This is a genomic window from Pseudomonas sp. AC016 (assembly GCF_979253365.1).
Window position 1 is genome coordinate 1,932,888 of sequence record NZ_CEEDCC010000001.1, and the last position, 14,469, is coordinate 1,947,356.

The window sequence follows — 14,469 nt, forward strand, 5'->3', positions numbered from 1 at the left end:
GCGCCTGTATCACATGGCGGGAACGGCGTTGCCGACCCTGGGAGCTGGCGCAGCAATCGCGAACAGATCATCGACCCGCTTCACTTCCGCAGCACTGGGTTTGATGGCGAATGCACACGCGACAAAGATCACTGCATTGAAGATCAGCCCGATGATCCCGCTGGTCAGGGAACCCAACTGAGGGATGTCGTCCGGGTAGATTGTCGTCAGCACGATGGCCACAAAGATGCCCACAAGCATGCCGGCAATCGCGCCCTGTTTATTGCCTCGGCGGGAGAAGATGCCGAAGAACAACGGCACGGCCAACTGGATGATGCCCTGATAGGAAATCTGCGCCAGCAACTGTAGCCGGGCATAGTCGAAGGTCAGGTAGGCCAGTACCGACGCAGCACTGATGAACACCACCATGCCCACCTTGGCGAGGATGGTCTTCTGCCGGTCGGTGCGCGGCGCATTCCAGGTCGCCAGGTCGTTGGCGAACTGCGTGCCGCAGACTTGTACGCAGCCGTCCACGTGGCCGATGCTGGCCGCCAGCACGATCACGATGGCGACCGCCAGCAGCCACGGCCCGCCGATGTCGAACAGCGACAGGAACCAGCCATGCTGTGGATGCGCAGCGACGTTCGGGTCCTGACTGATCGCGGCGGCGAACAGCATCAGAATCCCGTAGAACCCTGCGACCAGCAGAATGGTGACCAGCGTGCCCTTCTTCACCGAGCGCACGCCGCTGGCGGTGTAGATACGCTGGAAGCTCATCGGCCAGCACATCGAACCGATCACGCCGGTGAAGATCAGGCTGAACATGTACAGCGGGCCGTAGGTACTGCCTGCGCCGCCCGGAATCACCAGCATGCTGGCAGGCAATTGCGCGAGGTTGGAAAACGACGCCTGATCACCGAACAACAGCAGCACGCAAAGCGCGGCACAGAGCACGTAGGCGATCAGCCCCTGATACATGTCGGTCATGATCAGCCCGCGCATGCCCATGCTCACGGTCCAGTACTGCCGAATCAGAATGACCACCACGCCAACCGTCAGGCAGGTGGTCACACCCCAGCGCCCGAAGCTGGCGAACTGAAACAACGTGGCCAGGGCCTGAATCCCCATTACCACCCACGGAAATACCGAGATGATGCCAATGATCGAAGCGATGCGTTTCACCGCTGGACTGTCAAAGCGCATGCCCAGCAAATCGGGTTGTGTGGTGAGGTTGAAGCGCTTGCCCCATGTCCAGGCGCGGTTGGCCATCAGGTACATGGCAGTGACGCCGAGGGTCGCGTACACCATGCCGTAAAAGCCCAGCGCACCGCCGACCGACAGGGCGAAGAACGCCGTGAACGTCGCGCCCGGCCACCACGAGTTGGTGTAGCACATCGCGATGTACCAGGGCCCGTAGGAACGGCCGCCCACCGCGTAGTCGGAAAACGAGTCACTCTTGCGATTGGTGGCGTACAGCACGCCGATCATCCCGGCCAGAAACAGGCCGATGAGCCCGAAGGTTATGTACAGATCCGAATTGACGAGTGTGCTGATCATTGTGCGTCACCGTCTTCAGGAATCTCGCCGCTGGCGGACTCGACCATGTAAAGCACCCAAAGGCCGAGGCCCATCAGCGCAGCGTTCAGAATCCAGTAAAAGATCGGCAGCGGAATACCCAGCACGATGACCGTACTGCCACTGACCTGAAGATAGAATGGCGGGAACAGCGCCATCATCAACAACGCAAAAAAGTACACACCGAACACGAGCGTTTTCACACGCCCGGGCCGCGCAATCGAAACAGTACCCATGGAAGACTCCTTGAATTTTGGATCTTGCGATTAATCGATCAAGTAAAACTCAAGCAGTAAAAGAGTTGCCGCCAATAGCCCGATCTTGTGGTTGCCGGGTCTTGTATTACGCAGGTTCAGACCTGTCTGAGCCAGGTTTCCCAACGCGGATCGTGGATGGCGTTACGCGCCCTCATTTGCTTCCATGCACCGTATTTGTAGAAGTCGAAGTCCAGTTGCGACACGGCGTGCTGCACCATCGCCCACGTGGACCATTTGATATCCGCGAGCGCTTTATTGACCTTGATCCGGGCCAGCGTCCGGGTGTCGACGCGACCGAAATAGTCTTCGACCAATTCGAGTTCCACCTCGTCGGTGAAGAACATTTCGCCAAACCAGAGCGCCAGCTCGTAGTGCCGATCGTTATTGGATGCGTATTCGAAATCCACCAGCCTGACTTGCTGTCGATCATTGAGCATGAAGTTACCGGCCAGCGTGTCATTCATGCACGGCGCCAGATCGATGCCTGAGGCTTGCAGCGCGGCTTTCGCTCTGTCGTATTGCAGCGACAACCATGCACCATCCTGAGGTTTCAAGGCGTTGAGCTCAGCCACCTGGGTCTGGTGTTCGGCAATCATGTCGAACACGGTCTTGGTCTGGCACAACAGCGCCTGATCATTGAACGCCTTGAGCCCGAGCAGCGCGTTGTGACGCACGTCGCGCTGCAGAAAATCGAGGTTCGATGACGCCCGCCAGCCTTCCATGAACTCGAACACTTCGACGCCAAACTCTTCCAGAAACGCGAACACCGGCGCGCCGTATCCGGTTGCCGCTGCGGCGACACTGGCGTCATGAGCGGTGCGGCGATCAATGAACATCTCGGTGCCCGCCCCCGGAATCTTGAAGAAATACGCGGTATCGGCGCCCTCGACCTCGACGCGCCAGTTGGTGTTGGAAATCCCGCCGCTGACCGGCCTGTACGTGATCCGCTTGCCGCGCCACTGGCTGATGCTGGACACCGCCGCCTCGAGTTGTTGTTCATGAAGACTCATGGCTTCTCCCAAAATATTCATGCGCGCGCCTCCTCAACCTGACGCAGCCAGCTCTCCAGGCGCGGATCCCGGGTGCTTTGCAGGCAGCGCAAAAAGGTCCATTGTCCGAGCTTGGAAAACTCGAGTGACCGGGCAGACACCGTGCCCGCCCAGAACCCCCACAGCGTCCAGTACCAGTCGTTGATCAGCGCATACAGACGGCAGACGGCGTAATCCACCTCAAGGCATTTGCCTGCCCACGCCTCGATGCCTTCGCGCCACTGCGCCTCAAACGAAAACAGCTCGTTCAAGGTAATTGCGACGTCATACCAGGCATCCATGCAGCCGCCGTAATCGAAGTCGACCAGCTTCAGATTCCCGTCCCGCGACACCATGACATTGCTGGTGACGCCATCGCCATGGATCGGCACCGCGTGAAACGGCCGGTTTTGCAGTGCGTCCCATGCCATGTTGACGCATCGATCAATCCACGCATGTTCTGGCGGCAATACAACCCGATCCCGCGTGCACAACACCCGCAGGCGTTGCAGATCATCCATCGGCGAGCGGATAAAATCCGGAACTGCTCCGTTATGAACAGTGCGTTTCAGATCCCACAACCGCTCAAGCCGCCCCGGCGCAATCAGTTCGTCCAGCCGAGCGCAGCGCCAGTCCGTGTTATTCAGCGCTTCAAAAATCAGTACACCGCTGGAACTGTCTGCACTGATCAACCGAGGCGCTGAGCCGCTCAGGCCCGCACACTCGCTGGCCTGCGCACTGCGCTCGACATCGATCAAAGGCGTCATGTCCGCCTGCAACACTTTTGCGTACCAGGCAGTCTGGCCGTCGGTGACGTGATAACCCATCCACTCGGTGGCCAGCCTGGACGGCGAGGCAATACCGGACGGCCCGTCCCCCACGCTCAGGTTGTCGCCCAACCCTGCTTCCGATAATGCAATATGAAGACGATCCAGCGGTGCGGTCTCGTTGAACATGGTCTGCCCTCAGCGAAAGGAATCCGGCGACGTGCAGGCGCGATGAAGCAAGGCAGTCAGCATTTTCAAACCGTTGTGCATGTCCTCGTCGCTGGTGTACTCGGCTTCGTTGTGCGAAAGGCCGTTACGACTGGGGATGAACAACAGGCAGACCGGGTATTTGCTGTTCATGCTGATCGCATCGTGACCGGCCACCGTTGCGCTGTCGGTGATGGGCAGACCCAATTCGGTCGCCACTGCATGCGCCAGTTCGGCGAAGCCGTCGGGAAGTACACCGGGGGCGCGCAGCACGCTGCTTTCGATGTCGAAACGGGTCTGGGTCCGGTCGGCGATCTCATGCAATGTAGCGTTCAGACGTTCGGCGGCTGCGCGCAGCAGTTCAGTGTCCCGCGAGCGATGTTCCGCCAGCAGCGACACGCGGGACGGCACCACGTTGGGCGAGTTCGGCCAGATTTCCACGCGACCGACCGAGCTGTGCATCTGCAACCCGTGCAGGTCGGCTTCCGCACGTACCGCAACGATGGCATGTGCGGCAGCGAGCATTGCATCACGGCGCGCGGCCATGGGCGTTGGTCCGGTGTGGTTCTGCTCGCCGTCGAAACGAATACGTTGCTTCAGCGCGGCCCAGGTCTCCCTGACAACGCCAATCGACAGCTTGCGGCTCTCCAGCGCTGTGCTCTGCTCGACATGAATTTCCACGTAACCCGCGATGTCGAGGCTGACCGGGCCGTCGCCCAGATAACCGATATCCTGCAACGCCTGCCTGAGGCTGATGCCGTCGCCATCGCAACTGTTCCAGGCCTGCTCAAGACTCAACGAACCGGTGAACACGCCGCTGCCGATCAGGCTCGGCTGAAAGCGTGCGCCCTCTTCGTTGGTCCAGTTCACGACAGCAAGATTGCAGGCCGGCTTCTCTCCGCGCTCGCGCATCTGGCGCCCCAGGCTGGAAACCGCCACGGCCCCGGCGAGCACGCCGTACACCCCGTCGAACCGACCGGCACTTGGCTGGCTGTCCAGGTGCGAACCACACACCACATACGGGGCCTGCGGGTCGAAGGTCATCAGGCCGAAAATATTCCCCACTGCGTCAATGCGCACCTCAAAGTCATGCGCTTTGAGCCAGTCGCAAAACAGGTCGCGAACCTGGCCGTCTTCAGCCGATGCAGCGAGACGGTGCAGACCACCCGCAGGTGTCGCGCCGATGGCCGAGCTCTCGGCGAACAGCGCCTCGAACCGTGCATGGTCGGCGGCGTCTGGCGTCAGCAATTCATGAGTACAGGATGTCGACATCATCTCTCTCCAGGCGAGCCGTAAACTCAGCCGATAGCGGACGGTTCGTGACCAGGGTCGTGATTGCACTGAATGGCAGGGTGTTAACAAAAATCCGGTGACCGAACTTGCCGTCGTCGGCCAGAATCACGCGCTGCCTGGAATGCTTGACCAGCGTGCGCCGCAACATGGCTTCCGGTTCGTGGTAATCCATCAGGCCTTGTTCAAGGTCGATGGCGCCGATGCCCATGAACGCGATGTCGTAATTGAACTGACTGGCGAACGCCAGGGTGTGCGGGCCGATCAACGCGTTGTCGTTGCGGCGCACGTCTCCGGGAGCGACCAGCACCTGGTTATCGCTTTGATGGGTCACCACCTGGGCGATGTCCAGCGAGTTGGTGATGATCCTCAACCGGCTGAACCGGGACAGCGTCTGCGCCAGTGCGAGGGTCGAGGTGCCGGTGTCGAGAAACAGCACCATGCCGTCGCTGATCAGGCCTGCCGCCTTGCTGGCGATGCTCGCCTTGGCTTGCGGCTTCATGCGACTGCGGACCTGCAACGGCGGCTCGTCATTCAACTGCGGCAGAATCGCCCCGCCATGAATGCGCCGCAACTTGCCCATCTCTTCCAGGTACTTGAAGTCGCGGCGAATGGTCTCTTCCGACACATAAAGCGACTGTGCGAGCTCGGACGCCTTGACGCGCTGTTGCTGAGCCAACAGGCGCATGATTTCGTCCAGACGAGGCTGATTGAGCATGGGGCTGACATTCCGTTGTGAAGAAAGGCGTTCAGTGTACCCATCTGTCTTCGGCGGCTGATGGCTGCTCATGTCGGGCGTGCTCATTGCGCAAGCATCGGTGGCAACTGTTGATCCCACGGCGAAATCGCCTCGAAGGCCGCGCAGAATTGCAGGACATCACCGTCCGCGAAACGAGGACCGACCACCTGCAGACCGATGGGCAACCCGTTCGGGGCAAAGCCGCAGGGAATGGTTGCCGCCGGGTTTCCCGACACGTTGAAGGGATAGGTGAAGGGCGTCCAGCGTGCCCACGGTACGGCGCCATCCTGATCGGCAAAGCCCTCCGGTGCGACCTCATCGGCATCGAATGGCAGCACGGGAAGTGTCGGCATGATCAGCAGATCGTAATCGTCGAACAGCGCATGCACCTGATTGGCGAAAGCGGCACGCTGTCCGACGGCCTGAAGATAACCGGCAAGATCGTAGCGGGCAGACTGCTTGATCAGACGGGCGAAACCGGGATCAAGCTCGTCCAGTCTGTCCGCCAGCGCACGTCCGTAGACGATGCCACGTCCGGCCACCCAAAGCGTTTCAAAGGTGGCCAACGGGTCCGGCCAATCCAGCGCAAGGGTGCTCACGTCCACTGGCAGGTTTGCAGCGATCTTTTCAACAGCAGTCTCGACCGCGGCTGCGATAAGCGGATCGACAAGCGTGTTGAACAATGTCGGGACGTAAGCGATGCGCAGCTTTCCAAGCGGCTGGTCGCAGCGCGCCAGATAGGATTCTGTCGGCGCCGGAAGCGCTTGGTGGTCCAGCGGATGCGGCCCTGAAAGAATATCGAACAACAGCGCCGAATCGCGCACGGTGCGGGTCATCGGGCCTGCATGGCTGAGCGTTTCAGTCGCGGACCATGGCCATGTGGGAATTCGTCCCAGTGAACCCTTGAGCGCGAATATCCCGCAGAACGAACCCGGAATTCTCACCGACCCGCCGCCGTCCGATCCCAGAGACGCTGGAACCATGCGCGCCGCAACCGAAATCGCAGAGCCTGAGCTGGAGCCGCCGCTGGTCAGGCTCGGATTCCACGGTGTGCGCCCGTTGCCGAAAAGCCGCGAGGTACTCGCCCCTGTCCAGCCGAACTCAGTGGTTGCGGTCTTGCCGAGAATGATGGCGCCAGCGTTTTTCAGGCGCTGAATGATGGGCGCGTCCTTGAGCGGAACACTGTCCAGACTGGTCAACGACCCTTTGGTGGTCCGCAGACCTGCCGTGGAAAACAGGTCCTTGATGCCGAACGGGATGCCGTGCAGCGGTCCTTGAATGCGACCGTTGCCTGCCTCGTCATCCTGACGACGCGCCTGTTCGAGCGCGGCGTCTGCATAAACATCGCCGAAGGCATTCAATGTGTGATTGTGGGTTTTGACCGACTCAAGGCTCGCTTCCACCAACCCCACAGACGTGACCGTGCCTGCGTTCAGCTGCTCGCGGGCCTGAATCACGGTGGGCATGGAGAAGCGCTTTGACTCAATCAATGGGGATGCTCCGGCAAGTCATGGGCGTGTCGCCCAGGCCAGCGCATTACTGATCAGGTGGCAAAAACCGTCAAGTGGCAAATGTTGTTTTTGTTGTATTTATGGACTTTAAATTTGTAACAGCACCGCAGGGGTGCGAAAAAACGCCGTATTTCCTGCCTGCGCCCAACGCTGGGGCAATAAAAAGGGCCTGCCCGTTTGTGGTTTTCAGGCCCAAGAAACCTCAATGTTTCATCAACGCTTCGATGCCTCCAGGCTTGTCATGCACGCCGAATCTGTCCACCAGTGTCGCGGTCGCGCTGTTCATGCCGATCACATCCACTGCGATCCCGGCGCTCCTCAGTTTCAACACCACTTTGTCCAGCGCAGCCACAGCGGTGATGTCCCAGAAGTGCGCGTCCCTCAGGTCGATGGTCAGAGTATCGAGCGATTCTTTCAGGTCGAACGAACGGGCGAACCGGTCTGCGGAACCGAAGAACACCTGGCCGGTGACGTAATAGGTGCGATGGCTGTATTCGGGGTCCCGCTTCGAGCTGACGTCCAGGTAATACGCAATCTTGTTGGCAAAGAACATCGCCGCCAACAGCGTTCCGGCCACGACGCCATACGCCAGGTTGTGCGTGGCGACGACCACGATCACGGTGACGATCATCACCAGATTGGTGGAGAGCGGGTACTGACGCAGGTTGCGAATCGAACTCCAGCTGAAGGTACTGATGGACACCATGATCATTACCGCGACCAGCGCAGCCATGGGAATGCGGGCCAGCCAGTCACCGAGGAAGATCATCATCGCCAGCAGCGAAACACCGGCGCTCAGCGTCGACAGCCGCGTCCTGCCGCCGGACTTCACGTTGATCATCGACTGACCGATCATTGCGCAACCGGCCATGCCGCCGATCAGTCCGCTGGCAATGTTGGCAACGCCCTGCCCTTTGCACTCGCGGCTCTTGTCGCTGGACGTGTCAGTCAGGTCATCGACGATGGTGGCCGTCATCATCGACTCCAGCAAACCCACAACCGCCAGTGCCGCCGAGTATGGCAGTACGATCAACAGCGTCTCGAAGGTCAGTGGCACATCCGGCCACAGGAAGACCGGCAGGCTGTCGGGCAGCGATCCCATGTCGCCGACCGTGTGAATCTTCAGCCCCATGAACACCGATATCGCGGTGAGCACCAGAATGCACACCAAAGGCGAAGGCAGCAGCGTGCCGACAACCGGAATCCCTGGCAGCAGATAGATGATCGCCAGACCGCCAGCAGTCATGGCGTACACCACCCAGGTGACGTTGGTGAGCTCCGGCAGTTGCGCCAGAAAGATCAGGATGGCCAGCGCATTGACGAAGCCGGTCACGACCGAACGCGACACGAAGCGCATCAGTTCACCCAACCGCAGATAACCCGCCACGATCTGCAAAACCCCGCAAACCAGCGTGGCCGCCAGCAGGTATTGCAGCCCGTGATCCTTGACCAGATTCACCATCAGCAGCGCCATCGCACCGGTGGCAGCGGAGATCATCGCAGGGCGACCGCCGACAAACGCAATCGCCGTACAGATACAGAACGAGGCGTAAAGCCCGACGCGGGGATCGACCCCGGCGATGATGGAAAAAGCGATGGCTTCGGGAATGAGGGCCATCGCGACAACGAGGCCCGCCAGTACGTCGGCCCGGACATTCGATAGCCAGGCAGCCTTGATATTTTCAAGCATTGATTCACCCATGCAGGCACGGCATGACGCGCAGCGGCGGGCGCTGGGCAATGCAGGTGCGTCTGTTTTCAGTGGTGTTGAAGGTGCGCTGCGACCGACAATCAGGCGCAGCAGAAAGCGACCGCAGCTAGAAGGCGATCAGGGTGTTGCGAGGGGGGCGTAGCGCTAAGGCGGCGTAGGCAGCCAGTTGGAACGGAGCAAGGTATTTTCCTTCGTCAGATCACAGATTGACCGGCAGGATGATAACCCTCACAGGGAGCAGGGACAACCTGGAGATTGAGCCGCGCCTCTGTTCGAGATGAATATCTGGAGCGGGCGCTGTGTTGCCCGTAGGAGCGGATTTGTCCGCGAAGATGGCACGTTCGATGAGGATCCAGCGTTTGAAATACGATATTTAAAGGCCAACGCGACACTGCCCGCCCCTTCAAGTGTGGATAACCCGATCATCCACACTTGCAACTTCGAAAGGCGTCTCTTGTCAGGCAGTGCTCTTTCGTTCCGGACGCTGATGGCTCAGGAACGGCCAGCTTTCACACTCACCATGACCGGTGCTGTTACCAGCGCTTGGTAGCTGCCTGTCGGTAACCCAGCCCGGCGACCGGTGTCTCGTTCATGGACATCAACATGCGCGCTTCACCGACCAGCTCCGACAGCGCGCGGCTCGATACCATTCGATCAAGTTTGATTCCCGTCACGCAAATGGCGTGGTCCGGGTTCTCGGGATTGGTCAGGGTCAACGTCAGTGATTCACCCTCTGCAGCTTCCCAGGTGCAGCGATGAGGTAACAGCGCCTGTTCGACCATGTGCTTGATTTCAAGCGTTGAAAGTCTGTATGCGTTCATGATTGCCTGCTTCATATAATTTGTAATGGACGGTATTCAGAGGTTGGGTGTCCGCTGGCGTTCCACATAAATATTTATCAGAACAACCGCTACTTAATGCCCGCTCTATTCCTGTACAAATTATTGAAAGCTGTAACGTTTCCGTCCAAGTTTTGACCAAGCAAACCTTGAGTTTTAGAGCGCCTGCTCAATAAATAAGTTTTCTTTTGTTACAACTTCAACGTCATCTCGACGCTGTCGATGCCCACCCCGTGACCGTCACGTTTCAAGCGGGTCAGCGAAAAACCCAGGCCAGCGTAAAAACCTTGAACCAGCTGGCTCGTGTTGATGTAAGCGTGGCTTACGTGCGGGAGCTGCCTCATAAGATCCAGCCGGGACAGAACGAGAAACCGGCCCAGGCCATTGCCATGCTGATTTCCGGACACCATGCCCCAGGTGAGTTCGGCCATCGACGGATCGGCGAGTACCAGATACCCACCGCAAGCGAGGACTTCACCCTCGCGCTCCACAACGAAATAGGAACCCACCGGGTCAAGCAGAAAGCGGGCAAATTTGTCGCGCTCGGACGGGTCGAAAAAGCGTGGTGTGTTGGAGTCGAAAATGTCCAGACAGATAACCCTGTCTGCAGGGAGGTAAGGGCGAAGCGTATCCATGTGCAGGCCTTAGTGTTCGATGCAGTAAAACTAATCAGCGGACGTTGTGTGAAACAGGATTCGCGCGCAGACCGCAGACGTTGTTACAAACGGCGCACACCGAATAGAGCGGCGTGTGCCTGCCGCTCAGCGCCAAATCTGCTCAGCCCTCAACCAAGAAAACCATCAGCCCGCAACAGGGTTTCAAGGCATTGCTCGGTAATGTTGTAGAACGTTTTCAGTTCCTGGATACGCGCCAGCAGGTGAGCCGGATCGACAGGCTCGGCGCGTTTGACCGCCAGGATCATCTTGTTCTTGTTGGTGTGCTCCAGCGAAATGAACTCGAACACCTTGGTTTCGTAACCGCACGCTTCCAGCAGCAAGGCGCGAAGGCTGTCGGTGACCATCTCCGCCTGTTGGCCCATGTGCAGGCCGTATTGCAGCATTGGCTTGAGCAGGGTCGGGCTCTGGATCTGCAGACGAATCTGTTTGTGGCAGCAAGGCGAGCACATGATGATCGACGCGCCGGAGCGGATCCCCATGTGAATGGCGTAGTCGGTGGCGATGTCGCAGGCATGCAGCGCGATCATCACGTCCAGCTCGCTTGGCGCAACGGTACGCACATCGCCGTGTTTGAAGACCAGCCCCGGATGCTCGAGGCGCGCCGCTGCGTTGTTGCACAGAGTCACCATGTCCTCGCGCAACTCGACACCGGTCACCTCGCCCTGCGCCTGCAGCGTATTGCGCAGATAGTCATGGATGGCGAACGTCAGGTAGCCCTTGCCCGAACCGAAATCCGCAACCTTGACCGGTTGATCCAGCTTGAGCGGGGAAGACGCCAGGGCGTGGGAAAACACCTCGATGAACTTGTTGATCTGCTTCCATTTGCGCGACATGGCCGGGATCAGTTCATGCTGACGGTTGGTCACGCCAAGATCGGTCAGGAACGGGCGTGTCAGCTCCAGATAGCGCTTCTTCTCGCGGTCATGCCCGGCAGCAGGTGCTTCGCGCTCCTGCTGCGCCTTGCTCTTGAACAGCGTGCTTTTGCCTTTCTTGCTGAATTCCAGCTGCACCTCATCGGTGAGCGACAGCAGATGCGCGTTCTTGAACGACTCGGGAATCAGGCCCGCAATGGCGTCCACGGCTTCGGCCAAGGGGAAGTTCTTGGTGATGTCGCGGGTCTTGTAGCGGTACACGAAAGACAGGCACGGCTGCTCGCGGACCGTCAGCGGCTTGATGATCACCCGCTGCAACTCGGCTTCACTGCCCACGTATTTGGCGAGCACCAGCTTGATCAGCGAATTCTGGGATAGGCTGGTGTCCAGCAGGCCGAGAAATTGCGCACGATGATCCGACGCGGCAGAGGATGAAGCGGTGGGTGTCACGGACATCGAAAGGTGCCTCAAGCGTCCCCGCAGGGACTCGTAAAAATCAGGCAGACATTTTAAGCGTGCGAACGCCTGTCCGGCATGACTATTTTCCACCCTGACGATGAACGCTCAAGTCGCGGCGGCTGAGCCATGCGCCTAAAACGAATTTATCGCCTGGCACTATACAAATATATTAAATAACCGAAAAACGCCGTTACAGTGAAACTCGCTCACTCAAGGAGTGCCACAACACTGTCGAGTGAGCCTTTACTGAACTTGCACAAGGAACGTGCACCATGCATGACCCGACTACTGAATCTGAAAAACTTGAAAAGCCTGAAAAGCCTGAAAAATCCAAGATCACGATAACGCCCACCGAATTCCTGAGAACCCTGGCGGAAGATGAAAAAAACAATGGCCGGGCGACTGCGCTAATTCTGACCAAGGAAGACATCCTCAGCATCAAGCGTTACGAAAGACACAGTTTGAACCTGCCCAACACCCTCGAGCGGGTAGAACAACAACTTGGTTTTACACACAGTGGCATTTCCGGTCTTGAGCCTCAGGACCTGTTGCTGACCTACAGCGCAATCAACCAACACGCCCAAAGCTGGTCAGCCATCGAGGTTGATATAAAAGCCAAGGGGTTCGACCTTGATCTGTTTGCCGGAGAGTTTTCCAATCAGGGCAAGCAGATTCTGGATTACGTCGACAAAATGGAACTCGCCAGGCAACTCCAGCTGACCGTTGCCGATCTGACCATCGAAACAGTGAAAAGCCTCTCGCCTGCTCCACTGACGAAAACAGATAAAACAGTGTGTCTGTCATTGGCCGAAACGCTGAAAAAAATCGCAGTCCAGATGGAGGCGCATCGAAAAGCGTCAAAGAAACTGGCCGAGGACATCAAGCAGTTTGCTCATACGCTGACCGTCGATCTTGTGCCTGGCATCAACGACAAAGTGCGGCTGGCCAGCCGATCGGATCTGGACGAGGATCTTATTGCGCTCGAGAAGGAGATTGATCGCCTGACCGTCGACATCGATCAAAAGCATCAGGAATACAAGACCACTAAAACCCACATTACGCTGGGACTGCTGGGCGGAATTGTAGGGCTTATTGTGACGGACAGCATCTTCGGCGCCCAGGCGGAAGCGATCCGCAAGGAGAAAAACCGTCTGGTGACGGAAAAGAAGACCAGGCTGGAAACGTTCGGGCAGAAGCGCCCACTCGCTGCCGCCATACGCAGCCTGGAAATTCTGTTCGAAGACATGAAGATTCGCATGCTGGATGCTCATCAGAGCGCAGTAAACCTGCAGGATATCTGGACCATCCTGGCCAAGTATGTCGATAACGCTGCCACGCGACTGGCAGATATCAGTAACGATCAAACGTTGTTGGACTTTGTATTGGAGTTCAAAGGTTTCGTTACGCCATGGGAAGAGATAAAGGGCATTACCACCCATCTGCTGATGACCTTCGAACAGGCGCTGGACGAATTTTCAAACCAGCAAAGCAAATAACCATAAGGATATGGACATGATGAACACTGACGCCTCCCAGGCTGCACCCTTTGCAGCACCCGACAGAGCACTCATGGACGCGGCTCGTCAACAGATTCATACGCAGATAGCATCGTTGACGCTCGACTTCCTGCCTGCCATGAAAGAGAAGTTACTGCCACTGAAAGCGACCTTCAACGCCGCTGATTCGCAATTTGTGGATAGCCTGGCCACCATCACTGCACAGTTGAAGACCCTCAGCCATACGGCCATCGACCAGAAACAACAACAGATAGAAACGGATCAAAGTCTGAGCGATGAGCAGAAGAACCAAGCCCTGACGTTGCTGAATGCCCAGCGGGTTCGGCAGGCATTGGAATTGAGCAAGGTTTTGGCTAAAGCCGCTCATGCCATTGCGAGCACCACCGACGATCTTCAGCAGATCAGGTTGCAACTCGTGGACAGCAACCTGACAGAGACACTGCAAGAGCAGCTCAACGGTTTCAGTCAGCAGTCTGCTGGACAGGAAACCAAAATGGGTACGATGGCAGAAGACCGTCGTCTGCTGGATGAAACGGTCAAGACGTACGAACAGCACAATCTGGCAGACGTATTCAAGGACGCGCTGCCGACCACGGAAGAGCTGTCGGCAATCGCCATTCCCTCGCCGCACCTCATGGCGTTGCAACTCGGCATTGGTCGATTACAAACGCTCATTGGGAAACTCGGCGGGGCATTGAAATATTCCGATTTGATCACCGAGCGTGACCAGTTACGCACTCGCTACAACAACTTGCTGACAGAATCCCAAACCGCGCAAAAAGAGGCGAAAGCGGTCACCCGGAAACTGGAAGAACTGGCGACATTGGCCGGTCTGGACAATAACAGGATGATCTGGGTCCAGCAGTCCAGAAAGCTCAGTGATTCGCTCTACCGCTTTCTGGAAAACGACGTGTCGAAAGTCAGAGACCCGACCCTCGTCAATCAGCAGGTTGAACAGTTCAGCGCTTACATGAGGTCGATTTACAGCGTTACCCGCAACGCTTGAGTCTTGCTGAACGCTACAGGCAGGTAAACGTGTTC

13 protein-coding genes are annotated in these 14,469 nt (G+C 58.0%); 2 read left to right on the plus strand and 11 right to left on the minus strand.

What is annotated here, in order from left to right:
• Window positions 1–9: 9 nt before the first annotated feature.
• From AC0IXS_RS08590 to AC0IXS_RS08640, 11 genes are all read right to left on the minus strand, one after another.
• Window positions 10–1,536 (minus strand): sodium:solute symporter family protein, encoded by a 1,527-nt coding sequence (locus AC0IXS_RS08590; RefSeq protein WP_057410638.1) that lies wholly within the window; start codon window positions 1,534–1,536, stop codon window positions 10–12.
• Window positions 1,533–1,790 carry a hypothetical protein gene (locus AC0IXS_RS08595; protein ID WP_025996822.1) on the minus strand — a complete coding sequence of 86 codons (258 nt, stop codon included), beginning with the start codon at window positions 1,788–1,790 and terminating at the stop codon, window positions 1,533–1,535. Before AC0IXS_RS08595 ends, AC0IXS_RS08590 begins: the two co-directional genes overlap by 4 nt.
• A gap of 116 nt (window positions 1,791–1,906) precedes the next feature.
• Entirely contained in the window at window positions 1,907–2,842 is a 936-nt protein-coding gene (locus AC0IXS_RS08600) for a phosphotransferase (RefSeq protein WP_471824378.1), read from the minus strand.
• Entirely contained in the window at window positions 2,839–3,795 is a 957-nt protein-coding gene (locus AC0IXS_RS08605; protein WP_471824380.1) for a phosphotransferase family protein, read from the minus strand. The genes AC0IXS_RS08600 and AC0IXS_RS08605 overlap by 4 nt, the downstream gene beginning before the upstream one ends.
• Window positions 3,796–3,804: 9 nt before the next feature.
• Entirely contained in the window at window positions 3,805–5,085 is a 1,281-nt protein-coding gene (locus AC0IXS_RS08610) for an allantoate amidohydrolase (RefSeq protein ID WP_471824382.1), read from the minus strand.
• Window positions 5,063–5,821 (minus strand): DeoR/GlpR family DNA-binding transcription regulator, encoded by a 759-nt coding sequence (locus AC0IXS_RS08615; protein WP_025996819.1) that lies wholly within the window; start codon window positions 5,819–5,821, stop codon window positions 5,063–5,065. The genes AC0IXS_RS08610 and AC0IXS_RS08615 overlap by 23 nt, the downstream gene beginning before the upstream one ends.
• A gap of 83 nt (window positions 5,822–5,904) precedes the next feature.
• Complete coding sequence (locus tag AC0IXS_RS08620) at window positions 5,905–7,308, minus strand: amidase (protein ID WP_471826207.1); 1,404 nt, start codon at window positions 7,306–7,308, stop codon at window positions 5,905–5,907.
• A 247-nt stretch (window positions 7,309–7,555) separates the two neighbouring features.
• The gene (locus tag AC0IXS_RS08625) at window positions 7,556–9,043 is read right to left on the minus strand and encodes a SulP family inorganic anion transporter (RefSeq protein ID WP_057410634.1); all 1,488 of its coding nucleotides are present in this window, start codon (window positions 9,041–9,043) and stop codon (window positions 7,556–7,558) included.
• Window positions 9,044–9,597: 554 nt separating this feature from the next.
• A complete protein-coding gene (locus tag AC0IXS_RS08630; RefSeq protein ID WP_057410633.1) occupies window positions 9,598–9,885 on the minus strand; it encodes a DUF1652 domain-containing protein in 288 nt (95 codons plus the stop codon).
• A gap of 209 nt (window positions 9,886–10,094) precedes the next feature.
• Window positions 10,095–10,538, minus strand: a complete 444-nt coding sequence (locus AC0IXS_RS08635; RefSeq protein WP_137202319.1) for a GNAT family N-acetyltransferase — start codon at window positions 10,536–10,538, stop codon at window positions 10,095–10,097.
• Between the two features lie 149 nt (window positions 10,539–10,687).
• Window positions 10,688–11,908: a class I SAM-dependent methyltransferase gene (locus AC0IXS_RS08640; RefSeq protein WP_122669020.1), complete on the minus strand. Its 1,221-nt coding sequence runs from the start codon at window positions 11,906–11,908 to the stop codon at window positions 10,688–10,690.
• 275 nt (window positions 11,909–12,183) lie between these two features.
• Here AC0IXS_RS08640 and AC0IXS_RS08645 point away from each other — a divergent pair, with 275 nt between their 5' ends.
• On the plus strand, window positions 12,184–13,407 hold the full coding sequence (locus tag AC0IXS_RS08645) for an alpha-xenorhabdolysin family binary toxin subunit A (protein ID WP_153227145.1): 1,224 nt from the start codon (window positions 12,184–12,186) through the stop codon (window positions 13,405–13,407).
• 16 nt (window positions 13,408–13,423) lie between these two features.
• A complete protein-coding gene (locus AC0IXS_RS08650) occupies window positions 13,424–14,434 on the plus strand; it encodes an alpha-xenorhabdolysin family binary toxin subunit B (protein ID WP_191953791.1) in 1,011 nt (336 codons plus the stop codon).
• The last annotated feature ends 35 nt before the right edge of the window (window positions 14,435–14,469 follow it).